Below are 24569 nucleotides of genomic sequence, written 5' to 3'. Positions count from 1 at the left end.
ATGGAATTGAATTTCTCCCTTGTCCTCCTTGTCTCCCTTGTCCTCCTTGTCCCCCTCGTCTTTAAAAACCCTAGCCCCTAGTTTTCCGATCGCCCACTGCGCAGTTTGGGTTTAGCAACTGAGCGCTTGTCTGAGCTGGAAAACTCTTTTTCTCCATTGCGATCGCGTTTGGCTAAGCGAGGCTTGGGAGTGGAGCGCTTTTCGTCGGCTATGTCGTCTTCAGCGGAGTCGAGCCACGCTGGACGGGTTTTATCATAAGCCATTTGTAAAGCAGCTGCGGCGATCGCGTGTGCGTCGTATTCTTCGCTCAGTTCGCGCACGATTGGCAAGAAGGAGGCTAATCTTTCCCCAGAGAGAACTTCCCGCAGTTGTTCTTGCAGTTTTTCAATTTGCCGCGCTTCGATTTGCGCTTTGGTGGGGACGTAGGTAACTTTCAAGCTTTGGCGAACGTGACGTTCTATCTGCTGCTGTTTGCGGCGATCGAACGGTTGAATGAGGGAAATTGCCGTGCCTTCTTTTCCGGCTCTACCCGTGCGTCCGATCCGATGAACGTAAGTTTCTACGCTGTCAGGTAAATCGTAGTTAATAACGTGAGTCAAATGATCTACGTCTAAACCGCGTGCGGCGATGTCTGTTGCAATCACCCACCGTACTTGCTTGTTGCGGAACCGCGATAGCAGGCGCTCCCGTGCTTGTTGAGTTAAATCGCCGTGATATTCGTCGGCGCTATAACCCGATGCTTGCAGTTGACTGGTGAGATCTGCTGCTGTTTTGCGAGTTTTGACAAATATGATTGCAGATTCTGGGTCTTCCAATTCTAAAATTGGCTGCAATGCTCTTGCTTTTGTCCAATGACGCGGTACGAGATAAGCGACTTGACTAATTTTAGTAGGAGCAGCTTTTGGCTGGTCTACCGTAACTGTGACGGGTGAGTGTAAAAACTTCCCGACTAACATCTGAATTGCGCTTGGCATTGTTGCCGAAAACAAAGCTGTTTGCCGCTCTTTTGGTGCGGAAGCAAGAATTTTTTCCACATCATCAATGAAACCCATGCTCAGCATTTCATCGGCTTCGTCAAGTACGACAAATTTCACTTTGTCTAGCTTAAGATTGCCGCGATCGAGCAAGTCAATCACTCGCCCTGGCGTACCAACCACAATTTGCACGCCGCGATTGAGCTGCTGAATTTGGCGTTCAATTGACTGCCCGCCGTAGATAGCTAGAATGCGGCTTTCGTTTCGATCTACAAAGCTTTTCATTGCTTGGCAGACTTGGACGGCTAATTCCCTTGTAGGAGTGAGAATTAGCGCTTGTATTGCCTTATTTTGCGGATCGATTTGCTCTAGAATCGGTAAAGAAAATGCGGCTGTTTTACCCGTACCTGTTTGAGATTTGCCAACGACATCACGCCCTGCTAATAATTGGGGGATTGCCTGTACTTGTATATTTGTTGGTGTAGTGAATCCAATTTTTTCTAATTGTTGAATACGGCTTTCTGAAAGACCTAAGCTTTCAAAGGATAAATTCATTTAAGCTCCTAAACTACTCTGTTTTTTCTACTTTTGTTAGCGATTGTTATCGATCGATAGCTATGCGCTATTAGCTACTCACAACCTCACCCTTGAGATCGTATGGCTCAGCCTCGGTAATTTTGACTGGCACGATTGAACCTAACCTAGCTACACCTTTGACGTAGACTAAACCATCTACTTCTGGTGAAAACCGAGCTGAACGTCCGATATATTCTCCAGTTTCAGGATTTTCTTGCTCGATTAAAACATCCACAACTTTGCCTTCTTGCGCCTGATTTCTCTGCCAAGAAATTGGTTGCTGGAGTGCCATTAATGCATCTCGTCTTGCATCCATAATTTCTTGAGGAATTTGATTCGGCAGGCTGTAAGCTGGAGTTTCCTCTTCTGGAGAAAATGTAAACACACCCACATGGTCAAATTCGTGGCGTTCGACAAACTGCATCAGATGCTCGAAGTGCGCGTCTGTCTCGCCAGGAAATCCTACTATAAATGTTGTCCGTACAACTGCCTCTGGGATTGCCGTTTTAATCCGTTCGATAATACTGTCATTGACCTGACCTTGCCAAGGGCGGTTCATCGCACGGAGAATTTCAGGATGGGAGTGTTGTAAGGGTAGGTCTAAATACGGTAAGACATTTGGCGTGGCTCGAATTGCCTCGATGACTTTCGGTGTCAACCCTGTTGGATAAGCATAATGCATCCGAATCCAAGGAACATCGACTTTACCTAAAGCAACTAACAGTTCTGCTAACTTTGGTTCGCCGTACAAGTCTACACCATAATTAGTGGTAATTTGGGAAATCAAGATAATTTCCTGTACCCCTTGAGCGGCAAGTTGCTTTGCTTCTGCCACAATCGATTCGATCGAGCGCGATCTTTGATTTCCCCGTAAGTGAGGAATAATGCAAAAAGCGCAACGGTAATCGCATCCTTCCGCTACCCGCAGGTATGCAACTCCTTCTGTCGTCGTGCGATAGCGAGGTGTAGTTTCGTCAGCGATATATGTTGGTTCGGGCGAGACAAGCTTTACTTTTTCTCCCTTTTCTACCCGCTCAATTACGTTTACAATTTGGTGATAGTCTCCCGTACCGATCGCGGCTACCGCTTCTGGGATCTCTTCTAGCAGTTGTTCCTGAAAGTGCTGCGCCATGCAGCCCATAATGACAATTTTCTTATTTGCTTCTGCTAGCTCAACTATTGTCCGAACCGATTCTTGACGCGCTGCTTGAATAAAGCTACAAGTATTGACGACAACATAATCGGCTAGTTCTTCGTCGTTATCGATCTCGTATCCAGCTTGAACGAGGAGTCCGATCGTGTGTTCCGTATCTATTCGATTTTTCTCGCAGCCTAGATGAGAAAATGCAATTGTTGGCTTTTTGCCCATGAAATCAATTTAAGTGTAAGTAGAGACAGGGTTTTTCAGTCGTTCTATTGTAGCGATCGCTTCCAAAACGGCTTACCCGTTTGATGCTACACCCCTATGGCTCTCTGCTCACCGGATGCGGTCAATGCAATCGCTCAACCTATGCAATCTATATAGTAGCGTAATGAATGAAAATTTACAATATTTTACAAAAATTTTTGTGAGGGAGTAGGGAGTAGGGAGTAGGGAGTAGGGAGCAAGCATCAGAATCAAGCCACTAGCCAACTACCAACTACCAATTACCAATGACCGCTCTATGCAGCACTATAAGAAGTTATGATTTGTCTTAGCCTACTTCTAAATAAGTGCGTCCGAAGTATTGTAAAGACGTGGATCTGAATCAGACATTTAAAACCGATCGCCCCATCATTGGAGTCGTACATTTATTACCCCTGCCTACCTCGGCTCGCTGGGGTGGAAGTTTAGCTGGTGTCATTGACAGGGCAGAACAGGAAGCTACAGCTTTAGCTTCTGGTGGAGTAGATGGAATTATTGTCGAAAACTTTTTTGACGCACCTTTCGTTAAAGAGCGAGTCGATCCAGCAGTTGTCAGTGCCATGACACTGATCGTACAGCGGCTCAAACAACTGGTAACTTTACCAATTGGACTGAACGTATTGCGAAACGACGCTCATAGTGGATTAGCGATCGCCAGTTGCGTGCAAGCACAATTTATTCGCGTCAACGTACTAACAGGCGTGATGGCAACAGATCAAGGCATTATTGAAGGACAAGCCCACAGCCTTTTACGCTATCGGCGAGAACTTGGTAGCGATGTCAAAATCTTTGCGGACGTATTAGTAAAACACGCTCGTCCTCTCAGTTCTACCAATTTAACCAATGCTGTACAAGATACGATCGAGCGAGGACTTGCCGATGCAGTTATTCTATCCGGTTGGGCAACGGGCAACCCGCCCAACTTAGCAGACCTAGAACTAGCGACAGCAGCAGCCAACGGTACGCCAGTTTTTATTGGCAGCGGTGCGGATTGGGAAAATATTTCTACTTTAATGCCAGCCGCAGATGGAGTGATTGTTTCTAGTTCTCTCAAACGTCACGGACGACGGGAACAGCCAGTCGATCCGATTCGCGTCAGCCAGTTTGTCGAAGCCGCACGTCGCAGTCTTACGAGAGTAGATAGTTTGAAGGGAGTCGGGAGTCGGGAGTCGGGAGTCGGGAGTCGGGAATAAGTGGTGAGTGGGGAGAATTCGGAATTCGGAATTCGGAATTGGTGATTTGGTAATGGGTAATTGGTAATGGGTAATTGGTGGTTGTTGGTTGTTGCACCTGAAGCTCACCTGCACACAAAGCCCACCTGCCCCTCTGCTCCCTACTCCCTGCTCCCTACTATGTAACGGAGTTGTGATATTGTCCAAGGGTCGTAAAAAGGTTCCGTTATGATTGACAAAGCTAATAATTAGTTGTCATTTATTAATTATCATTTGTCATTTGTTTATGATGCGCCGACGTTCTACACCTTGGATTCATCGCTGGTCTCGCCCCGCGATCGCTGCGATCGCCGGAGTGGGGGCGCTGGTCACGGCATACTTAACTATAGAAAAGCTGATGGGACGCACGCCTGGATGTCTCGCTAGCGCGGGTGCTGAGGCGAGTTCTAGCTGCGCGGATGTCCTTTCAAGTCCTTGGGCAACTGTATTTGGCTTACCTTTGGCTTTATTCGGTTGTTTGGCTTATACGAGTATGGTCGTGTTTGCCCTGACTCCCCTAGCAGTTAATCCAAATCAAAATAAAGCACTCCGCTCTCAGTTGGAGAATGTGACGTGGTTGCTGCTATTAGCAGGGGCGATCGCCATGTCCGTTTTTAGCGGCTACTTAATGTACGTGTTATTTGCTAAAATCAACGCCTTTTGCTTGTACTGTATTGCCTCGGCGCTCTTCTCGGTTAGTATGCTAACCCTGACACTATTAGGTCGCTCCTGGGAAGACGTAGGGCAAATATTATTTACAGCATTGATAGTAGGAATGGTCACGCTAATTGGTACGCTTGCCGTTTATGCGGACGTAGAAAAACCAAATGATACTACTACTGCACAACAAGTCCAGCTAGAGCCTGCTGGAGATCCCATCCCAGGAGTTGGTTGGCAGATTACAACGACTTCTGGAGAATCAGAAATCGCACTGGCAAAACATCTCAAAGAGATTGGAGCTAAAGAATACATCGCTTGGTGGTGTCCCCACTGTCACGAACAAAAGCAACTATTTGGCAAAGAAGCTTACAGTTATATCAACCATATTGAGTGCGCTCCCCCTAAAGCCAAGAAGCTAGCACCCGAATGCGAAGCAGCCAAGATTCAAAGTTTTCCCACTTGGGAGATTAACGGTAAACAATATGCAGGTGTGAAGTCTTTGAAGGAATTAGCAGAAATTTCTGGCTATAAAGGACAGACGAATTTCAAGAACTTTCCGAATGCATTTCAGTAGTTAGTTATTAGTGACTAGTGACTCGTGACTAGTCACTAGAACAAAACTCAGAATTTAGCCACTCACCCCTCACTCCTTAACCCTCCTTTGCTATCTCGTAAACAGCGAGTTTGGATTACAATTTTTAGCGCTGCTATTTGCTTGTCGCTACGCTTCAGTGGCTTACTACAGCCTTTGGAGTGGGCAGCTTTAGATTGTTTTTTTCGCCTGCGTCCTTGGGAAGCACAAGACGCACGGATGGCAATTGTGGCGATCGATGAGGCAGATTTACAACAAGTCGGGCAGTGGCCCTTACCAGATAGGGTAGTTGCCGAATTGTTGCAGAAAGTGAGTGTTGGCAAGCCTCGCGCTATAGGTTTAGATATCTATCGCGACTTGCCCGTACCTCCAGGTCAGCAGGAATTGCGGCAAGCTTTGACGATCGCTGACAATGTAGTCGGTATAGAACAACTGGGCGATCGCTCTAGTGTTGCCCCATCTCCCCTTTTAGAGCGACTGGATCGCGTTGGTTTTAATAATGTTGTCTTAGATGCTGATGGTAGGGTGAGGCGAGGGTTGCTGTACTGGTCTACACCTACAAAACTACATGAAAGCTTCGATTTGAAGCTAGCTTTAACGTACCTGCAAGCAGAAGCGATCGCGTCCCCATTAATCGAGAAGAATTTTCAGGCGTTGCATTTGGGTCAAGCCGTGTTTCACCGCTTTCAGCCTCACGATGGCGGTTATGTCGGTGCTGATGCTGGTGGATATCAAATTCTCGCTAACTTCCGTCACCCCAGCACGCATTTTCTCCGAGTGTCGATGAGTGACGTACTGGCTGACCGAGTACCAGCAGAAATATTTCGCGATCGCATTGTCATTATTGGTTCTACTGCCCCTAGCTTAAAGGATTTTTTCTATACTCCCGATAGCGCTAGTCCCCTATGGGGAGCAGCTCAACCGATTGCTGGGGTAGAACTACATGCTAATTTTGTTAGCCAAATTGTCAGCGCAGTTTTAGGAGAACGCTCCTTAATCCACGTCTGGTCGGACTTTTGGGAAAGCATGTGGATAGTGGCTTGGATCGTGGTAGCAGCAAATCTCAGTTGCCGTTGGCAGATCGTCTATTCCACAATTTATGTGCTGCTGGCGGCTTTAGGCTTAATTAGCATTACTTATCTTGCTTTTCTTCAAGGTTGGTGGCTGCCTATTGTTCCACCTTTACTAGCGCTATTTGCTGTATCCGGTCTAATGACTGCTGGCAACGCTCAGTTACAAGAGGAGTTCAAGCGCTCTAAAGATTTTTTGCAGGGAATAATTGATACGATTCCCGATCCGATTTTTGTCAAGAATAAAAAGTATCGTTGGATCGTATTGAATGAAGCTTACTGTCGCCTGATTGGTTATCCGTTAGCAGAGTTAATTGATAAGTCGGAAGCCAATTTTTTTTCTCCCCAAGAAGCAGAAGTTTTTCGCCAGCAGGACGATCTAGTGTTTCGTAGTAACATGACTATGGAACACGAAGAAGAATTTAGCGATGCCAGCGGGACGACTCATTTAATTTCTACGAAGCGATCGCTCCATCGAGATGCGGCTGGCAATCTATATCTAGTGGGTGTCATTCGAGATATCACGGCACGCAAGTTGTTAGAAGAGGAACTGAAGCGGCAGACAGCAGATTTAGTCCAATATAATACCGAACTACAGCTTTCCGAACAAAGACTCCGCCATCTGGCTTTACACGACCCACTGACGGGTTTACCAAATCGACAGCTATTCCTCGAACACTTGAACCAGTCAATTGCTTGGGCGCAAAGCCATCAGTTGTTGGTAGGGCTATTATATATCGATCTAGACGGCTTTAAACAAGTCAATGATACTTTAGGACATGACTGGGGCGATCGCTTGTTAGTTGCTGTTTCCCAAAGACTATCGGGGTGTTTGCGTCACAGCGATATTGTTTCTCGTTTGGGTGGTGACGAATTTACCGTTATCTTGCCTGCCATTCCAGAAGTCAGCGTTGCCGAAAAAGTAGCAAATAAGATTTTGGCAACTCTGTCTGAGGTTTTTGTCCTTAACGAACAAGCTCTTTCAATTACAGCTAGTGTGGGAATTGGCGTTTACCCCCTGCATTGCAATACTATTGATAGTCTGATTAAGCAGGCTGATACTGCAATGTACCGAGCAAAGCAGCTAGGAAAAAACTGCTATCAAATAGCAGTTGCTATCTCTAGTCAAACTAATTTGTAAAGCTAATTTGTATTAACGATCGCAACACGTAAATCCTGCTAAAGACGGACTAGCTTCAATTGCCACAGAACTAGCATTTTATTTATCTCTGCTGCGAGATAGATGCAAAACTACGTTACCTTTAGCTGAAAGGGCTTTCTAGCTCTAAAAACTTAACTTGAACCATCAATTTTTACTTCTCTCTTTGGAGAGACTAGTTCTTCTATCTGTAGACAGAGTGAAATTTAATTTGCGGCTGAATAAAATCATGTCTGTTCCGTAAATTGTCTGATGTGATTGTAGTAACTATAAGAGATGTCTCTACATTCTGTTTATCAATGTATAAAAATTACATAAACCAAATTAAAAACTAGTAATACCACTGAGGAAATCAGATAAAATACGAGGTATCTAAATGCGTAGTAGTTCAGCAACAGCCATGTCCGACAGCCTCAAGAATACTATTGTTACAGTCGTACTTGGCTTGCAGTTGGTTGTTTTTTGGATTACTGGCAGTGTTGACACCTTAGTCAATTTTGTAACTAGTTTCTCGGATACTCCTCCGGCGATCGCACAAATCAGTCAGATCTACCAACCGCCAAGCTCAATCGGTAGTCCAAGTAGAACGATCGGATCTGGTACGAGATAAGCAAATTGGTTGTTAAGTTGCGGTCGGTTCGGATTTCCACCACTGTTCGTACTGGATGAGAGTATGAGCTTGCCAGTGAGGATCGGTATGAGGATAATCTAAGCGGTAATGTCCGCCTCGGCTTTCGGTACGAAAGGCAGCACTTTTGAGAATTAAGTAAGCAATATCGAGTAGATTGCGGGTTTCGCTCCACAGACGTAAAGACTGCTCTACCTCAAGCAAATTGGCGGGAAGATTGGCTGAAAGATCGGAAACATTGATATGGGCTGGTTGTCCAGGCGGAAGTTGGAGCAAAAACTGACTCAAGGGCAGGGTAATAAATGCTTGTTGCCACAATTGTACCTGGGCGATCGCCCGCTCTAATCCTTGCTGTTCGCGGCAGATACCCGCACTCTGCCAGATCAAACGCGGCAGTTCGTAACGGATAGCTTCAATTTTGGTTTGCTGGCTCAGCCAATCACTCTGTGACAGGCTAAACGACAAAGGGTAAAGACTAAAATCCGATCCGGTGTATTCATCCTTCTTCCCTTCTACTTCCTCTTTCAACAGAGCCATCTGCGCCCCAAAGACGACACACTCCAGCAAAGAATTACTTGCTAAACGATTCGCGCCGTGGACTCCCGTACTAGCTGTTTCTCCGACAGCATACAAACCAGGGATTGAAGTGCGGTTCGTTAAATCTGCGGCAATTCCTCCCATCCAGTAGTGGGCGGCGGGAGCAACTGGAATTGGCTCCTGAAAAACATCAATGCCCCAGTGCTGACACACTTGAACGATATTGGGAAACCGCTGACGAATTTTTGCCTCTGGGATCGATCGCAAATCTAACCAGACGCAGGCAGTAGCAGGATCGGCTGAGGTACGCTGCAAATGGCTGTATATGGCACGACTAACAACGTCTCTGGGTGCTAGCTCTCCTGCTGGGTGATAATCAAAAGCAAAGCGCTTACCCGTATCATCCATTAAATGCGCTCCTTCACCGCGTACCGCTTCGCTGATTAAGAATCGGTCTGCTCCAGGTTTGGTCAGAGCAGTCGGGTGAAACTGGACGAATTCTAAGTCTCGCAGCATGGCTCCAGCCCGCCAAGCGATCGCCACGCCATCACCCGTACTCAACTTGGGGTTGGTTGTCTGGGCAAAAACTTGACCTCCGCCACCTGTTGCTAGGACGACAGCACGAGCGCGCAACCAGAGAATGCGATTGCTATCAAAGAGACTGATACCTTCACAGTGTCCAGTTTGGGGGTTAAGCCACAGACTTAAAACTATGGTTTGGGGAATAACTTGAATATTCTGGCGTTCGAGAACCCGCGCTGTCAGGGTAGCAATGACCTGGCGACCAGTCGTATCGGCGGCGTGGAGGACGCGACGACGGGAGTGAGCAGCCTCTATGGTTAATGCTAATTCGCGATCGCGACGGTCAAAGGCAACCCCCATGTCTACCAAAGATTGAATGGATTCCGGTGCTTTGTGAGCCAGAAACTCTACAGATGCGCGATCGCACAACCCAGCCCCCGCTTGCAGCGTATCTTCTACATGCAACTGAGGAGAATCATCAGCCGCGATCGCCGCAGCAATTCCACCCTGCGCCCAGTCACTTGCCGATAGATTTATCGTTTCTTTGGCAATTAAACCGACGCGAAAGTGGCTTGGTAGACACAGTGCCGTGTAGAGTCCAGCGGCTCCGGCTCCTACGACTATGACATCAAAATGGTTGAGGTTTTGTAGCAAGGGTTGTTGGTTGATAGTTGTTGGTAATGGGTAATTGGTAATAGGTAATTGGTAATAGGTGCTTTTGTAAAAGAGAACCTAGAAGTATTGCACGCACCACTCTTTACTGATAACCAATAACTGAGTAAAAAATAACCCACTCTAGAAATAGGGTGGGCTGAGGCTAAATTGTCAATTCAAAAAGAATTTATCTGTAGATGCCGTTGTTATAGCGATCGTCACCCATTGTGTAGGCAGCTTCTACATCAGTAACGGTAAAGTTACCGAGATTAGCTTCTAGAGTTTGTTTTTGACGCTCGGATAATCCTGGCATCTCCATTACGTCCTCTACATTTTCATAGGGAGCGTTTTGAACGATTTTACGAGCTAGAGTAGGATAAAGTCCTGGATATCTCCGAAAAGCAGCAACGTTTGTGTTATTTAAATCGATTTTCTTGCCAAAGTCTGTTGCCAGCTTCGCATCTGCTCGATTGCTCGATCGAGCCGGAGACTCTACAGCTAGAATTGGTACAGTACGCAGGCTAAAATCGCTGAGATTAGCAGCGATCGCGGGTTGGGATATGCCCAGCCATCCCAGACAACCTACCAATACACTCAAAATTGTTAATAAACGGATCAATTTTTTCACAGTTTCTCTACCTCTTTGCATCCAACTGAAATCAGCACACAGCTAGTATCAGAAACTAATATATAGCTTATTGACTACCTGAGTATCAGACAAGGCGATCGTCATCTGCAAAAATTTAAGCCAGTGCCGCAGCTAGCCAGAATAAGCTATCTACTAAAATTGTACTCAACACTGCTCCACTAAATGCCCACCAGTGAGTCTGTCGAGCGCGCAAGGACAAGACTCCCCCTGCTAGCAACACCAACACTAAGACCGCTGCCCAACTCAACCCCCAAGGGGTATACACTTGCGCCAAGGCACTGCGAAGAATTGGTGCGACTAACGTTGGTTCGACCTGTACGACTTGCCTCCAGTAAGGGATTAGATCGGCGATGTAAAAGTAGAGGTCGGTGACGACTGTACCTAATAAAGAGCCTAGATAGAAAAAATTCCCGACTTTGCCCCAATTACGCCGCAAACAGACGATCGCAAACGGTAGCCCGATCGCCTCAATAGGAAGATGTAGCAGTGGTTCCCAGCGCAACCATCCCCAATAAATCGAGCCAGCTAACCAACTCCAGCTAAACCCCAAGAGAATATCGCCCCATAAATGGCTAGAAGGACGAGACATCAATACTAAACTCAGCCACACCCAAATTAGGGTTATTCCCAGACTGAGTAGTGGTAGCGATCGCACCAGTGGCGCTTCGATAAAAACTGGTACAGATACCAAAAATACAGCCGCTCCAAATGCCCACCATGCTTGCTGCTTGGCTTTTTGAGCTGAGATGGATTGTACTAGATCTAAGTTTGACGATTCTAAATTTGATGGCTGGACGATGATATCGCTCGTTTCAGTTGAGACTGAGCGAATCGTACGTGTGGGACTGGTGTAGGTAGGCAAAGTAGAATTAATCAATTGAATATTAAAATTTGTTACTTATTTTAATCTTATTCAATATATCACAATGTAAATCCCCCCCTGGGGCATATATATACTATCTCAATAATCATTGTTTGAATAGTTGTCGGTTGTCAGAGAGCAGGAGTTGTAGGGGCGGGTTTAGCAAAGGATTCATGCCTAGGAAGAAGAAATCTTGGCTCAAAACCCGCCCGTACCAGTGTAGGGGCGGGTTTAGCAAAGGATTCATGCCTGGGAAGAAGAAATCTTGGTTCAAAACCCGCCCGTACCAGTGTAGGGGCGGGTTTAGCAAAGGATTCATGCCTGGGAAGAAGAAATCTTGGTTCAAAACCCGCCCGTACCAGTGCAGGGGCGGGTTTTCTCGTGAATTGACCGATTTTGAATTGTATTGTCTCTTAGATAATTTGGTACATTTGTACTATAATAGTGATAGATGTTGTCGAGTTAGCTGAAGCAAAAAACGGCTTGATGGTAGCTCGATTTGATGCAAGATGAACTCAAAATTGCTCTATGACCAAGCACTATATTCTCAGCCTTAACCCCACTGCTAAGCATGACTGGGATCGGTGTATCCTGCGCGATCCAATTACTGCCAAGCGTCCAGAGATAGCAAAATTGATTGCTGAAGCTATTGGTGCGGAACCTGGTACGTATCTAGTGTCCGTCAATATTGAAGTCAAGGTTTTGGAACAAGTACCAGCTCCACAGGCAGAACAATTACCGCTAAGTGCCGTAGAGTACAACACGGAGCGCGCACAGTTGCAAGAATTAGCCGCCTAATCGAAAAGTTAGCAACCAAGATTTAGCGATTGGCGTATTGCCATGGAGTGATTCAGATCGATTCAAAATTTCAAAATTATAGATTTCGAGTAGCCTGGATAAGCCGTAAGATTTAAGTGAAAATACTTATTGCTTGCGGCTTTTTGCTGTTTTTTCTGTCTGAGGTGGAATAAAGGCGATCGCGGCTGCGTGTTAATATGAGAGACTAAAAAATTAAGATAGGGCTGTAAGGCAGATAGAGCGGGGTATAAAGTATGGCATCGTCTACACTAAGCGGCAAGAATACTTTAGGCGATCGCGCTGTGTTGGCAATTGAAAAGCACTTTGAAAAATTTCTCAAACACGAAGCTGACGTAATCGCAGATAGCGATCCAGAAGCATTGCATCAGATGCGCGTAGGAATGCGGCGTTTGCGTAGTGCGATCGCGGGTTTTGCTCCAGCCATCGACTTACCGAAACTAGTCCAAGAAAAAAAAATCGGTAAAATTGCCCGTATTCTGGGTAGTTTGCGAGATTTAGACGTACTGCGAGAATCTTTAGAAAACAAATACAAACCTGCTTTACCTGCTGACGAACAAGAACAATTGGATGCAGCGCTGGTTTACCTGTACAAGCGGCGGCGGAAGGCTTTTGCGAAAGTTCATGAGACTTTAACAGGGGATCGCTATCAAGAACTGAAGCAGGCTCTAGAAAAATGGCTATCTCAGCCCCAACTGCAACCAATCGCCCAGATGCCAATTCAGGCGACTCTACCAGATTTACTTCTATCTGAGGTTGGTAGGCTACTGTTACACCCAAGTTGGTTAGTAGGAACTAAATTACAAGACGAACAGGTAGTGGTACAAACAGGACAAACACCAGCACAGGCTAAACAACAACTAATCGATAACGCCCCTCTGCTCCACAGCCTGCGTAAAGAAACCAAACGCGCTCGCTATCAAATGGAAGTCTTTGCTAACTTTTATGGAGCTTCTTACGAAACTTACCTTGAAGATCTAAAAGCCATTCAGAGTATTTTAGGACAATTTCAAGATAGTGCCGTACTGTCTGAGTTTTTAGCAGAAGCCTTGGAAACAAAAATTGAAAAAACCATGCCAACTCTTGCTAGTTTATTAGCAGAGCATAACTACCAAGCTTGGCAACAATGGCAATCTCTACAACAGCGATATCTCAATTTGGAAAGTCGCAAAGGCTTGCACTTGTCAATTTTGATGCCCACCTGGGAAAACGTTAATAACGGGCAAAGTACAGAATGCGATACCGTTCTGAGTTAACAGAGTTAACAGTTATCAGTTATCGTAGGGGCGGGTTTAGCAAATAGATTGACAATTAAAACAGTAAATCTTTGGTCAAAACCCGCCTGTACAGAAGTCAGTTATCAGTCACCACGCACCAAGCACCACGCAACGACCAATGCCAGATATAATCTTTACCACGATTGGGTAAAGACGACATGGCAAAACTAGTTACAGATGATATGCGTGACTTGAAAACACCGGATGATGTCATCATTCGAGCTGAAGCACGCAAACCGGAGACAGATCCTACTCTTGGTGTTGGCGTACAAGTCAATAGGGAAGGTACGCCTCGGCATCGTCTAGTAACAATTGGTGACTCTCTGACTCAAGGCTTTCAAAGTGGCGCAATTTTTAATACTCAAATTTCTTTTCCAGCTTTAATTGCGCGGGAAATGGGTTGGACTGAGTTCCGCTATCCGACTTACAATACTCCTGGCGATGGGTTGCCGTTAAATTTAGAACGGTTGGTACGAGAACTAGAACAAAAAGTAGGCGATCGCATTGATGTTTGGAATTTTATCCCGACGCTATTGTTTTTACGCAACTATTTAGACAAGTTAGAAGATTATTGGGAACGGGGTGAAGGGGCTATACTACCCTCTCAAAAAGAGATTAACCACAATTTAGGAGTTTATGGTTGGGATTTACGAAATATCCTATCTCGTAATGCAAGTAGCTGTCAGGAATTAATGAGTCGAAAGATTCCGAGAGAAGATGTTTTTCGTCAATTGGTCGATTACCATAACGAACGAGCGGCGCTGAGGGTATTAAACTCGTCAGTGCGGAGTCAAACAGGTGAGACATTAACTCCTTTGCAAGCTGCAACGGCTCTTGGTGCGGAGGGAATGCCAGAAAATGGCGATGGTGATGGCATCGAGACGCTAATTATGATGATTGGTAGCAATAACGCTCTCGGGAGTCTCCTCACCTTCAAGATTGCTTGGAGCGATGAAGGCTACGATGATATGGAGATTAACGATCGCTATACAATCTGGCGACCGATTCATTTTAAAGCTGAGTTAGATAAAGTTGTGGCGGAAGTTAAGCAAATTCGCGCCCGTCACGTTATTTGGGCTACAGTTCCTCACGTAACGATCGCCCCGTTTGCCCGTGGAGTAGATACGAAGGTTAGAAAAGATTCTCGCTATTTCCCTTACTATACATTGCCTTGGGTCAGCGATGCAGGTTTCAATCAAGACCGACATCCAAACTTGACTGCACCAGAAGTCAGAGCAATAGACAGCGCGATCGACCAGTATAATGACTGTATTATTGATGCCGTGCGAAAAGCAAGAACAGAAGGTCGAGATTGGTATTTGTTCGATCTAGCTGGATTACTCGATCGCTTGGCACAGAGGCGCTATATTGAATCTCCCAGAGCTAGACCGAGTTGGTGGAAAGAAATTGGTGGTGAATATCAGTTACCGTCACAATTGCAAAAATTAGACCCAAAGCCAGACTCTCGCTTTTCGCTCTCTGATGCTACAGGACGCAAGCAAGGTGGTTTGTTTTCCCTTGACGGCATTCATCCCACAACCATTGGTTATGGCATTATGGCGCAAGAGCTAATTGCAATTATGCAAACAGCTGGCGTGGAGTTTTATGACGATCGAGGTAACTTGCGTCAAGGTAAAGTTGAAATTGATTTTCAGCAGTTAATCGAGCAAGATACTCTCATTTCTAACCCGCCAAAAGCGTTTGAAAATTATTTCCAGGCGATTAGTTGGATCGATCGATACTTGAGTGTTTTTGGAAATTTGCTGAAGTCAAACTATTGAATTGAGTCCGAGCGTGAATGTAGCCTAGTCTCTCAGTTTTTCGATAGAAGTATCAATAATTTCCATAATCGTCGCCATTGCAGATGCAATTCGTCCATGCAAATTTAGTTGTGCGATCGCAGTTGAAAAATCATCTTGTTTCAGGCGATCGCACAATATTACCATTTCTGCCCAGGTAGCATCGCTATTAACATACGCTAAAGTTAGAGAAATCAACAGATCGACATGTTCGTTTCCTTCTGCTTGAGTCATCATGTTATGAGGAATATCCCACACGTCATCAAAACAGACATACCAAGATTTAGGCTGTAACTGAACTGCGGTGTTAAATAACTTTTCGTGTTCTCGATTTCCCACAGCGCGATCGCTTTCACTCGATACAATTAACATTGGTGCAGCCTTTTGAGTTTGGGCTTTTTCTAATACCTCCGTTCCCATATCTAAAAAAACTCGTAAAGCTGGCATAGCAAAACCATCATAACCAAAACTAGCTGTTTGAGGGTCTTGCCACCATTCAAAATAGATATTAAAAATTCTGACAAATAGATCGACGACTTTATTACTGCCACTTAAATAGGGTGCAAATATTAAAGTCTTATTTATTCGATCGGGATATTCTAAAGCTAACCATGCAGCTAAAGTACTCCCACCAGACAAACCACCAATAATAATTTCTTTGCCTCCAGTTCGAGCAATTTCTAACCAATGACGACCAAATTCTTGATAAATTTGGGGATCTTCTGGTAGTGGTGGCGGGTTATCTCCATTCCATTCCCCTGCAATACCATGTCCTGGTAGTAAGGGAATGAGAACGTGATATCCGGCTTGATAAAATGCTTTACTTATGATAGCAAATTGTTCGGAAACTGCCGTAAATCCATGAAAGAAAAGACAAACTTTTTCACTATTCGGCTGGATTAAAAATTGCGAACCAGTCGTTTCTGCTATCAATGATAGTTTGCTCTCTGTAGCTTGAACTTCACGGGCGATCGCTAATAAATTATTGGAATATTCAGACATTTTTATGATTTAGAAAAGTTGTGACGAGTTTCAATATTGCCTGGATTTGAAAACTTGTATTCTTCGACTCGTCCGCGAATCATCGATTCTCTCGGCGATCGCTCTTGACAAAATAAGTTAACTGGGACTTGCCAGTTAAAATAATTTTGTGTCGATTTGAGGCAGAGAGCAACTTCTTCAGCCCTAGCGATAATTTTTCTGAGTTCGCCATAATCAGGAATTTCACCCGTAGTATATTTAGCTTTAGCTTTAATTTCTGCATTAGCGTTAAGCATGGCTAGTTTGATTAATTCTCGATCGAAATTCAAAAGCCGAGGAGATAAATAAACTCCCACACCAGGAATTGGCTTACTCATATAAATAACTCGCAATGTTGGGTCGTCTTTAATTGCGGTATACTGACCAGCAGCAATATCAATTTTTCCAGTCTTAACTAAATTTATCGCTTCTCTAGGGTGATAGCCTCTACCAATTTTAAGTGTTTTGCCATGTAAAGCATAAATAGGGATGAGAAAAGTTAGGGCTGATGCGGAACTACCTAAAGCAATTGTCGTGCTTGGTTGGATATCGGCAATAGATTTAATCTTACTATCAGCTTTAACAAATAAAGCTGCTCGATCGTAAAGTGGTCGATCGGGGTACATAACAGCCACGCCAACATAGTTATTATCCTCAGCTGCTATGGAAAGTACCGGAGAACCAGTAAAAGCAATATCCCAATCTTTGAGATCGAGGCGATCGCGAATTTCTGGAAAAGGCGTATTGCGATCGACGATTACCCGAACGCCCAATTGCTCCTGTAAATGGGTAGCTAAAGCCTGATAATCTTCAATTGGAGCTGTAGCACTCACTCCAATTTTCAGCGGTTGTGCCTGCAAGTCTCGATAGCAATTCGTCCAAAACCTTTTTTCCCCGACGGCGCAAGGTTGTACCCAGCGCCAGATACTCAGTATGCTAGCAGCAATGACCGTGGTAGATGCAAAACCAATCAGCGACCATAGAATTATCGTTCTGCCAGGAGAGTAAGGCATCTCAGAGCAAATGTAATAAAATACACAAAGCCGATTGTTAAATTGAGTTCCCCCACAAACAGACTCAGCTTAGCCTCTCTCAGTTCCTTAACTCGTGGGGTGAGTGAGTGGCTAGTGGAACCAGTGGTTGGTGGGTGGTGGCTGAACTCTTTTCTAGCCACTAGCCACTAGTCACTAATCGCTGACAACTGATAACTGTCTTTAGGATGAGCGATCGCGCTTAGATTGTTACGACTATAGAAATAGGAATACACGACATTCTCGTTTGAGTTCTGAGACACGCGACTGAGTATATTTTTAGCGTCATTGGAATTTCACAAATGACCAATGACGAATGACCAATGACAATTTGTAACATTAATGCAGACAACTACGAAACCTTCCACAACGAAAGCTTGGGCGAAAGCGATCGCCCAACCCGCAACAGAATTTTCTCCCACTCCCCTACCTGTCATAGCTGGGGAAATCCCCTCTAATTTACGCGGAACTCTCTATCGCAACGGTCCCGCCAGATTAGAACGGGGTGGAATGCGCATGGGGCATTGGTTTGATGGTGATGGGGCAATTCTCGCCGTTTATTTTAATTCTAATTCCCCCCTTTTGAAGGGGGGCGAGGGGGGATCTAATTCCCCCCTTTTGAAGGGGGGTGAGGGGGGATCTAATTCCCCCCTTTCTCAGGGGGGCGAGGGGCGTGCCATTGCCTCATACCGCTACGTGCAAACTGCTGGTTATCAAGAAGAAGCCGCCGCAAATCGCCTGGTGTATGGTAACTATGGGATGACAGCCCCAGGTGCGTTCTGGAATCGATGGTTGAAGCCAATAAAAAATGTGGCAAATACCTCTGTTTTACCTCTACCGGATAAACTCTTAGCGTTGTGGGAAGGTGGTAAACCGCACGCCTTAGACTTGCAGACTTTGGAGACAAAAGGCGAGGACAATTTATCTGGATTAAGTAATGGTTTACCTTACTCTGCCCATTACAAGTGCGATCCGCACACGGGAGAAATTTTCAACTTTGGGATTAGCCCTGGAATTAACGCTAACTTGAATCTCTATAAAAGCGATCGCACGGGTAAAATTCTGCAAAAAGCTACATTTACCTTAGATGGCGTGCCGATCGTTCATGATTTCGTCCTAGCAGGACAGTATTTAGTCTTTTTCGTGCCTCCAGTTAGGGTAAATGCGTTACCCGTGTTGTTAGGCTTGAGTTGTTACAGCGATGCTTTAGAATGGCAGCCTCAACTCGGTACTCAGTTTCTCATATTCGATCGCGAAACCCTTACCCTTGTCAGTCGTGGCGAAACCGAACCTTGGTATCAATGGCATTTCGCTAACGGTTACGTCGATCCTAGCGGTACGATTATCGTGGATTTAGTGCGGTATGAAGACTTTCAGACCAATCAATATTTAAAGGAAGTGGCAACGGGACAAACTCATACACCTGCACCCAGTAGTTTATCGCGAGTTCATTTGAATCCAAACTTGGGTAAAGTGACGGCGATCGAGCAAATTCTAGATCGTGATTGTGAATTTCCGATTGTACTGCCTCATTTGATTGGGCAAGCTGCTTCTCCTACTTTTCTCTCCGTCCATCGTCCGGGGTTAGATATCGGTACAGAAAGGTTTGGCGCGATCGCTAAATTTGACTTGCAAACTCAATCTCTGACGGTTGCAGATTTTGGCGAAAATTGCTACCCAATGGAACCAATTTTTGCCCCCGATCCGCAAAATCCCGCTGCTGGTTGGATCGTTACGGTAGTCTATGACGGAAATCGCGATCGCAGTGAGGTCTGGATTTTCGATAGCGATCGCTTAGATGCACCACCTGTCTGTAAATTGGAATTACCTAGCGTCGTACCGATGGGATTTCATGGGGCGTGGCGACAAGCGTAAATTTTGTTGGATTTAATGTCACGCAGAGACGCAAAGGCGCAAAGATCTGAAATGGTATAACATCCAAAGTCTGAAATTCAACATCCAAAATTGGTATCATGGCTTATTTTTGGTTTAAAGCGTTTCATCTGGTTGGCATTGTTGTTTGGTTCGCTGGGTTATTTTACTTGGTGCGGCTGTTTATCTATCATGTCGAAGCTGACGAACAGCCAGAACCCGCCCGTACTATTCTCAAGAATCAGTATCAATTGATGGAAAAGCGACTGTATAGCATTATTACCACTCCTGGGATGCTGGTGACAGTTGCAATGGCAATTGGATTACTGACGACGGAACCGGAAGTCCTGAAACAGGGATGGTTGCATGTCAAGTTAGCATTTGTCGTACTGCTATTGGGCTATCACCACTACTGCAAACGGCTGATGCGACAGTTAGAAAAAAATGAGTGTAAGTGGAATAGCCAGCAATTACGGGCGTTGAATGAAGCCCCAACTGTGATGTTAGTGGCGATCGTATTGCTAGCCGTATTTAAAAATAACTTACCTACAAATGCTACCGTCTGGGCAATTTTCGGCATGATTGTGGCAATGGCAGCAACAATTCAACTTTACGCCAAAAAGCGGAGGTTGGATAAGGAAAGGTTAATAGCACAAGTACCGCAAGAGTGATTGATGGTGGGCATTGCCCACCGACTTTCTAGCTTTGGGTAGATCTACGGTTACGCAGGTTTTGCCTCTACAGACAGAGTAAAATTGCGTACATAACTGCAAACATTACGGAGTCTCTTATCGAAGTCAGAGTTTATGTGTAGCAATGTTTCAACTTCTGTTGCCTCGAAAAGGCGATGAGCTATTCTAAAGAAAGTCTAAAGAAAACCTTAATTTTTTGTTTGTTATGTACGCAACCGAAACCCGCAACATGAATTCAACCATCCTACGGCAGCTATGGTCTGCGGTAGAACATACTCAAAGCAGCATTCTACTCAGACTGAGTGACTCAGAACTGGTTTCGCACTTGATTGCAGAACTTGGCAACCAGCAACCCTTAGATCGAGAAGCGATCGCGAATGTGAGTACCTACTTGCGCGGGAAAACATCTTTGATTCGCGACCTCGCTCAATCGCGTTCGTTCTAGTCGATAATTCCTATTGTTCGTATCGTTGCATTAGTCACTTTTTAGCACTAGAAGTACTGCCAGTTATAAATTCACCGCACCACTCCGTATAATTGACCCTGGCGAAGTAGTACAATCTTTTAAAAACATTTTTACAAATCAATACAAATTTTTAGATCGCGTTGCATCCAGTTGCATTTATCCGCGATCGCGTTTCTCAATGTTGCGGCTATGTTGCCTTCCTCTGCACTCTCAATCCTTTTCTACAGGGTGAGCTAACAGAGTTAGATGAATATTGTTCAATAACTCTTCCATAGAGATAGAGGAAGGCAGGACTTTAGTTGCGATCGCCCCCAATGCGCGCTCGATCGACTCCAAATCAGATGCTGCGTTCGCGTTACCCAAATTGTGCATTTGCTCTGAAGGTAGCGATCGCCCCTCTGACTCTAAGTAAGCGGGAAATTGCTCTCTAACTTCATTTTGGGTAAATAATCGCTCCATAGCGATGATAGGTGGTAATTTCTGCTGCTCTAAAGTTGCGATCGCCGTGCAGGCTTTCTCGACTTGTTGCATCTCTCCTAAACAAACGAGCATCAGATCGACGTTTTGTTGTTGAATTTGCTGCTGCACTTCCTCCCAAGTATGCGGCATCACGACTCGAAAACCAGCTGTTTGCAAATATTGAATTAAAGCTTGCAACCATTCCGCCCGCAGCGATCCGGCAGAAGCTTGAGTATTGTAGCTGTGTTCGTCAGACAAATCGTCCAAATTAGCAATATCTAAAACTAACACGCTATATTCCCAACTCACGCCTGCTGCCACATGCAGAACGGATAGTAATACTTCAGCTGATGGCTCTAGTGGATTTGTCAAACAAGGAAATATATTGAGTTGCTCTATTTGACTCGCAACTTGGGCGATCGCGGCATCTAGCGTCACGATGGGTAAATTTGCCAAGCTAGGATATTCGGTCAACTGTTGCAAGAAATCGAGGGGTTCGCAGATCGCTCGCTCCAGTAAAATGACATTTGGTCGCCAAATCCGCGCTAGCAATGATGCTTGCTCTAAGTCATCGGCTTCGAGAACGCGACAGTGATTCAGGGATGATTCTAAATGGTTGACATCGCCTCTGGCTAAAAGTTCGGTGTTGGGAGTCACTAATCGTAAAATCGTCAGCTGTTTGTACTTTTGGACGCGCTGCGATAATTCGACCTGAGAGTAGGTCACTGGCGCGCCGCACAAACGAGTCATCACCTGCTGCAAGACTTGTTGCTGTACTGGTAAGCTGATAAATTCGTCAGCCCGGTGGGAAAGAGCTTGATTTTTCTCGGCTCTTGTGGTAGTAACGACGATCGGAATTTGACTCGTAGCTGGATCGGATTTGAGCAAAGTCAGTACATCCCAGCCAGAGAGTAAAGGTAGTAAGGGATTGATAAATATAATTCCTGGCTGCAAACGACGGGCTTTTTCTAACGCCTCAGTTCCAGAACGAGCGATCGCCACCCAATATCCCAAACTCGTCAGTTGTTCTGCCAAGTCCTCAATAAATCGGGGTGCAGCCTCCACAACCAGCACCAAATGGCGATCGGGAGCTGGAGAAACCAAAGACCCCAGAGAGAAGTTGCTTTCTCCACGTCCAGGTGTCCGGTTCTGAGCCGCCAGTGCGTTGCTGCTAGTAGAGATATTAGCGAGCGACTGTCGTTGTAAATTGGCGGACGTTCTTCCCACCTGCTCCCCAGCCTCCCCAGCCTCTCCAACTCCCCCAGCTCTCTTCTTCGGCGGCGTAGGAGCTAGCAATAGGGTAAATTGGCTACCTTTACCTTCTTGAGACAAAAAGCTGACATCACCACCATGCAGCCGTGCTAAGGCTCTGGTTAAAACCAAACCCAGACCCGTACCTTCAAATTGGCGCGTCAACGGCGTTTCCAACTGTTGAAATTTCTGAAAAATTAAGTGTTGTTGGTGTTCGGGAATGCCAATTCCTGTATCCCAAACTGTAAAGGCAATCCACCCCGCCCAATAGCTGACTCGCAAACCGATCTCTCCGCCGGATGCCGTGAATTTGAAGGCATTTGCCAATAAGTGAACCAGCATCTGACGCAGGCGCAATTCGTCCGCCACAACGATCTCTAACTCGGGTTCGATCGCTAAGGTAAAGCGGTGTTCGAGATGACTGTCTGTCCCTGCCTCCACCACAGCAGTTTTGTTGTTTTTCGGGCTAAAGGCAAGCCGAGCTTGCTCGACCGCGCGTTCGCATACTTTACGAATGTGGACTGGTTCGAGGGTTAATTCTAGCTGTCCCGTCTCCATGCGGGTCAAATCTAAAATGTCATTGACCACGCTCATTAAATGCCGTCCATTTTCGTGAATCAGCCGCGCGTAGCGTGCTTGACGCTCGTTGAGCTGTCCTAGTGCCTGATCTTTGAGTAAGGTAGATAACCCCAGCATTGCTGTTAGGGGTGTCCGCAACTCGTGACTGATACAAGCAAGAAATTCATCTTTCAAGCGATTGAGTTGAATCAAATCGGCATTTTTGGCGGCTAGTTCCGATGCCATCTGTCGCTGTTCTGTCACATCTGTAGCCATCAACAACCAAATTCGCTCGGATTGCTGTTGGCGGCTGACGACTGACATTTGTAAAGGAATTTTGAGAAATTGCCACACTCGGTCTTGTCCCTGTTGTCCGGGACAAATACAGATACACGTCCCTTCTTGCTCTCCCTGCTGACAGTAGCGTATGATGTTGGGTTCTGCCGCATCGGGCGTGGATAGTAAAGATACTTGTTCCTGTAGTGCAGTGAGACTGAAGTGATGAGTTGTTGCCTGCCAATCGCTTAACTTGGCGCGATCGACTTCTCGACTAGCTTCAGGAACTTCTGCTGTTACCGATTCCAAGTCAATTACCGATTGTTGAGTTCCCGCCACATTCAAAATTGCTTCGACTTCTTGCCGAATTGCTTCGGGATTGCCCATGTTACCAAATTGCCGATTCCAGGCAGGATTCTGGGCGATCGCTTCGCCCAGGCTTGTTTGTAACATTAATGGCAAGGGTAATCTTTCTAGCAGTTGGACGATCGGGTCGAGTTGCTCTGGCTCGATGCCACGCTCGATGGTTGCTTTGAGTAAAGTTGTTTTTGCTAGACGATCGCGCTTTTCGGTTCTCGCAGCTGCGGCTAAAACTTTCCAGAGCTTTGTTTGCTCCAATAGCCCTAAAAACTCTCCCCTAGCATCGACGATCGCAAAAGTCTGCTTGATGTCGCTGGGTTCGGGACGGGAATCTATATACGATTGGAACTGTTCTAGGCTAAACTCATTTGGTAGCTTTTCTATAGGTTCTAGTATGCGAGCGGTTGCTTTGGATAAGGATTGCTTGGCATTCTTGCTATTGCTTGTTGCTGCCAACCAGTGGGGGAAAAATTGCCGCAGATGCAGCACTCCCAGGGGAGATCGTTGCCGATCCAACACAATCAGGCGATCGCTTTGCTCCTGGCTGAAGATTTCCCATGCCATAGCCAAGGTAGCTGTCTGTAAACAGCTAGGGACAGTCTCGATAAAGTCACCTAAGTTGTACTTGGACTTTGACATGAGCTAACAGAGTAGTGAGTGGGGAGAAAGCAAAAATGCGGTACTCGATCCACGAATTGAACGCTTGGCGCTGCCATCTTTGGCTCTAGTGTTTTGCTGGATAGATAATTGAATCTAAAACTGCCAAGCAATAGAGACTTTCGATTACAGTTATAGCTCCTTTAGCAATAGAGCTACGCATATACCAGTTATAGTCTCTCAAACTGAAGTTGTGGAAGGAAAGGCGCACGAGAAAACGCTATAATGTTTTAATTTAGTTTAATTAACTTCATAAAAGTAACGGAACTGACACCTTTCTTTAACTCTGGAGATATGAATGCTGACTTAGTAGCGAGCAATCGAACTATATCCACTGGATCGATCTAGAATCTTTTGTACTCTATTCTGTCTGCTGTCGCCCATAAACAAACAAATAATTTTATTTTTGTCGTCTCGATTGTTTGATGAACTCATTATGACTAGTAATGCACTGACCGAGCGCGCGGCTTCAACCTCAATTTCTTTTTGATGGCGATCGCTCGATCCCCTCCTAGATCTCAAAGCAGTTAAATTTA

General features: G+C 45.5%; 19 protein-coding genes. 10 read left to right on the top strand and 9 right to left on the bottom strand.

From position 1 onward, the window contains the following. Positions 1 to 77: 77 nt before the first annotated feature. Both H6G17_RS06335 and rimO read right to left on the bottom strand, forming a co-directional pair. Complete coding sequence (locus H6G17_RS06335; protein ID WP_192155265.1) at positions 78 to 1529, bottom strand: DEAD/DEAH box helicase; 1452 nt, start codon at positions 1527 to 1529, stop codon at positions 78 to 80. A gap of 70 nt (positions 1530 to 1599) precedes the next feature. Beyond that, the gene (gene rimO / locus H6G17_RS06330) at positions 1600 to 2919 is read right to left on the bottom strand and encodes a 30S ribosomal protein S12 methylthiotransferase RimO (RefSeq protein WP_192155263.1); all 1320 of its coding nucleotides are present in this window, start codon (positions 2917 to 2919) and stop codon (positions 1600 to 1602) included. 368 nt (positions 2920 to 3287) lie between these two features. Between rimO and btpA the strand changes: the two genes are divergently transcribed. The 4 genes from btpA (at position 3288) to H6G17_RS06310 (ending at position 8257) form a co-directional block, all read left to right on the top strand. Beyond that, complete coding sequence (btpA, locus tag H6G17_RS06325) at positions 3288 to 4148, top strand: photosystem I biogenesis protein BtpA (RefSeq protein ID WP_192155494.1); 861 nt, start codon at positions 3288 to 3290, stop codon at positions 4146 to 4148. Between the two features lie 265 nt (positions 4149 to 4413). Continuing rightward, complete coding sequence (locus H6G17_RS06320; RefSeq protein ID WP_192155261.1) at positions 4414 to 5400, top strand: vitamin K epoxide reductase family protein; 987 nt, start codon at positions 4414 to 4416, stop codon at positions 5398 to 5400. Positions 5401 to 5487: 87 nt separating this feature from the next. Next, on the top strand, positions 5488 to 7629 hold the full coding sequence (locus H6G17_RS06315) for a CHASE2 domain-containing protein (RefSeq protein WP_192155259.1): 2142 nt from the start codon (positions 5488 to 5490) through the stop codon (positions 7627 to 7629). A gap of 394 nt (positions 7630 to 8023) precedes the next feature. Continuing rightward, on the top strand, positions 8024 to 8257 hold the full coding sequence (locus H6G17_RS06310; RefSeq protein ID WP_192155257.1) for a hypothetical protein: 234 nt from the start codon (positions 8024 to 8026) through the stop codon (positions 8255 to 8257). Positions 8258 to 8269: 12 nt separating this feature from the next. On the opposite strand, the gene nadB is transcribed toward H6G17_RS06310, so the two are convergent. The 4 genes from nadB to H6G17_RS06290 all read right to left on the bottom strand — a co-directional run bounded on the left by nadB (position 8270) and on the right by H6G17_RS06290 (position 11845). After that, positions 8270 to 9988, bottom strand: a complete 1719-nt coding sequence (nadB, locus tag H6G17_RS06305; RefSeq protein ID WP_242038268.1) for an L-aspartate oxidase — start codon at positions 9986 to 9988, stop codon at positions 8270 to 8272. 187 nt (positions 9989 to 10175) lie between these two features. Further along, entirely contained in the window at positions 10176 to 10616 is a 441-nt protein-coding gene (gene psbU, locus H6G17_RS06300) for a photosystem II complex extrinsic protein PsbU (RefSeq protein WP_192155255.1), read from the bottom strand. A gap of 115 nt (positions 10617 to 10731) precedes the next feature. Then, entirely contained in the window at positions 10732 to 11514 is a 783-nt protein-coding gene (locus tag H6G17_RS06295; RefSeq protein WP_192155253.1) for a DUF3120 domain-containing protein, read from the bottom strand. Positions 11515 to 11605: 91 nt separating this feature from the next. Then, positions 11606 to 11845: a hypothetical protein gene (locus tag H6G17_RS06290; protein WP_192155251.1), complete on the bottom strand. Its 240-nt coding sequence runs from the start codon at positions 11843 to 11845 to the stop codon at positions 11606 to 11608. 182 nt (positions 11846 to 12027) lie between these two features. Between H6G17_RS06290 and H6G17_RS06285 the strand changes: the two genes are divergently transcribed. The 3 genes from H6G17_RS06285 (at position 12028) to H6G17_RS06275 (ending at position 15373) form a co-directional block, all read left to right on the top strand. Next, positions 12028 to 12297: a hypothetical protein gene (locus H6G17_RS06285; RefSeq protein ID WP_015155503.1), complete on the top strand. Its 270-nt coding sequence runs from the start codon at positions 12028 to 12030 to the stop codon at positions 12295 to 12297. A gap of 254 nt (positions 12298 to 12551) precedes the next feature. Further along, the gene (locus H6G17_RS06280; protein WP_192155249.1) at positions 12552 to 13571 is read left to right on the top strand and encodes a CHAD domain-containing protein; all 1020 of its coding nucleotides are present in this window, start codon (positions 12552 to 12554) and stop codon (positions 13569 to 13571) included. A 179-nt stretch (positions 13572 to 13750) separates the two neighbouring features. Then, positions 13751 to 15373, top strand: coding sequence for a hypothetical protein (locus H6G17_RS06275; protein ID WP_192155247.1), 1623 nt, complete (start codon positions 13751 to 13753; stop codon positions 15371 to 15373). A 24-nt stretch (positions 15374 to 15397) separates the two neighbouring features. Here the strand turns inward: H6G17_RS06275 and H6G17_RS06270 are convergent, their stop codons facing one another. Then, positions 15398 to 16393 carry an alpha/beta fold hydrolase gene (locus H6G17_RS06270; protein WP_199316555.1) on the bottom strand — a complete coding sequence of 332 codons (996 nt, stop codon included), beginning with the start codon at positions 16391 to 16393 and terminating at the stop codon, positions 15398 to 15400. A 2-nt stretch (positions 16394 to 16395) separates the two neighbouring features. Next, positions 16396 to 17424 (bottom strand): PhnD/SsuA/transferrin family substrate-binding protein, encoded by a 1029-nt coding sequence (locus tag H6G17_RS06265; protein ID WP_192155245.1) that lies wholly within the window; start codon positions 17422 to 17424, stop codon positions 16396 to 16398. A gap of 360 nt (positions 17425 to 17784) precedes the next feature. Here H6G17_RS06265 and H6G17_RS06260 point away from each other — a divergent pair, with 360 nt between their 5' ends. The 3 genes from H6G17_RS06260 to H6G17_RS06250 all read left to right on the top strand — a co-directional run bounded on the left by H6G17_RS06260 (position 17785) and on the right by H6G17_RS06250 (position 20451). Further along, a complete protein-coding gene (locus H6G17_RS06260) occupies positions 17785 to 19317 on the top strand; it encodes a carotenoid oxygenase family protein (protein ID WP_192155243.1) in 1533 nt (510 codons plus the stop codon). Between the two features lie 98 nt (positions 19318 to 19415). Beyond that, complete coding sequence (gene hemJ, locus H6G17_RS06255; RefSeq protein WP_192155241.1) at positions 19416 to 19985, top strand: protoporphyrinogen oxidase HemJ; 570 nt, start codon at positions 19416 to 19418, stop codon at positions 19983 to 19985. Positions 19986 to 20211: 226 nt separating this feature from the next. Next, positions 20212 to 20451: a hypothetical protein gene (locus H6G17_RS06250; protein ID WP_192155239.1), complete on the top strand. Its 240-nt coding sequence runs from the start codon at positions 20212 to 20214 to the stop codon at positions 20449 to 20451. Positions 20452 to 20682: 231 nt separating this feature from the next. On the opposite strand, the gene H6G17_RS06245 is transcribed toward H6G17_RS06250, so the two are convergent. After that, positions 20683 to 24015, bottom strand: coding sequence for an ATP-binding protein (locus tag H6G17_RS06245; protein WP_192155237.1), 3333 nt, complete (start codon positions 24013 to 24015; stop codon positions 20683 to 20685). Between the last annotated feature and the right edge of the window lie 554 nt (positions 24016 to 24569).

Source organism: Chroococcidiopsis sp. [FACHB-1243] (genome assembly GCF_014696895.1).
GTDB lineage: Bacteria > Cyanobacteriota > Cyanobacteriia > Cyanobacteriales > Chroococcidiopsidaceae > Chroococcidiopsis.
This window is presented reverse-complemented; position numbering and strand designations above follow the sequence as displayed.

What these genes read in the sequence shown, in the direction of transcription:
- H6G17_RS06250 (WP_192155239.1), top strand. Translation starts at nt 20,212, where the DNA reads ATGTACGCAACCGAAACCCGCAACATGAATTCAACCATCCTACGGCAG.
- H6G17_RS06270 (WP_199316555.1), bottom strand. Translation starts at nt 16,393, where the DNA reads ATGTCTGAATATTCCAATAATTTATTAGCGATCGCCCGTGAAGTTCAA.
- hemJ (WP_192155241.1), top strand. Translation starts at nt 19,416, where the DNA reads ATGGCTTATTTTTGGTTTAAAGCGTTTCATCTGGTTGGCATTGTTGTT.
- rimO (WP_192155263.1), bottom strand. Translation starts at nt 2,919, where the DNA reads ATGGGCAAAAAGCCAACAATTGCATTTTCTCATCTAGGCTGCGAGAAA.
- H6G17_RS06260 (WP_192155243.1), top strand. Translation starts at nt 17,785, where the DNA reads ATGCAGACAACTACGAAACCTTCCACAACGAAAGCTTGGGCGAAAGCG.
- H6G17_RS06310 (WP_192155257.1), top strand. Translation starts at nt 8,024, where the DNA reads ATGCGTAGTAGTTCAGCAACAGCCATGTCCGACAGCCTCAAGAATACT.
- H6G17_RS06280 (WP_192155249.1), top strand. Translation starts at nt 12,552, where the DNA reads ATGGCATCGTCTACACTAAGCGGCAAGAATACTTTAGGCGATCGCGCT.
- H6G17_RS06265 (WP_192155245.1), bottom strand. Translation starts at nt 17,424, where the DNA reads ATGCCTTACTCTCCTGGCAGAACGATAATTCTATGGTCGCTGATTGGT.
- H6G17_RS06335 (WP_192155265.1), bottom strand. Translation starts at nt 1,529, where the DNA reads ATGAATTTATCCTTTGAAAGCTTAGGTCTTTCAGAAAGCCGTATTCAA.
- H6G17_RS06320 (WP_192155261.1), top strand. Translation starts at nt 4,414, where the DNA reads ATGATGCGCCGACGTTCTACACCTTGGATTCATCGCTGGTCTCGCCCC.
- H6G17_RS06275 (WP_192155247.1), top strand. Translation starts at nt 13,751, where the DNA reads ATGGCAAAACTAGTTACAGATGATATGCGTGACTTGAAAACACCGGAT.
- H6G17_RS06285 (WP_015155503.1), top strand. Translation starts at nt 12,028, where the DNA reads ATGACCAAGCACTATATTCTCAGCCTTAACCCCACTGCTAAGCATGAC.
- H6G17_RS06245 (WP_192155237.1), bottom strand. Translation starts at nt 24,015, where the DNA reads ATGTCAAAGTCCAAGTACAACTTAGGTGACTTTATCGAGACTGTCCCT.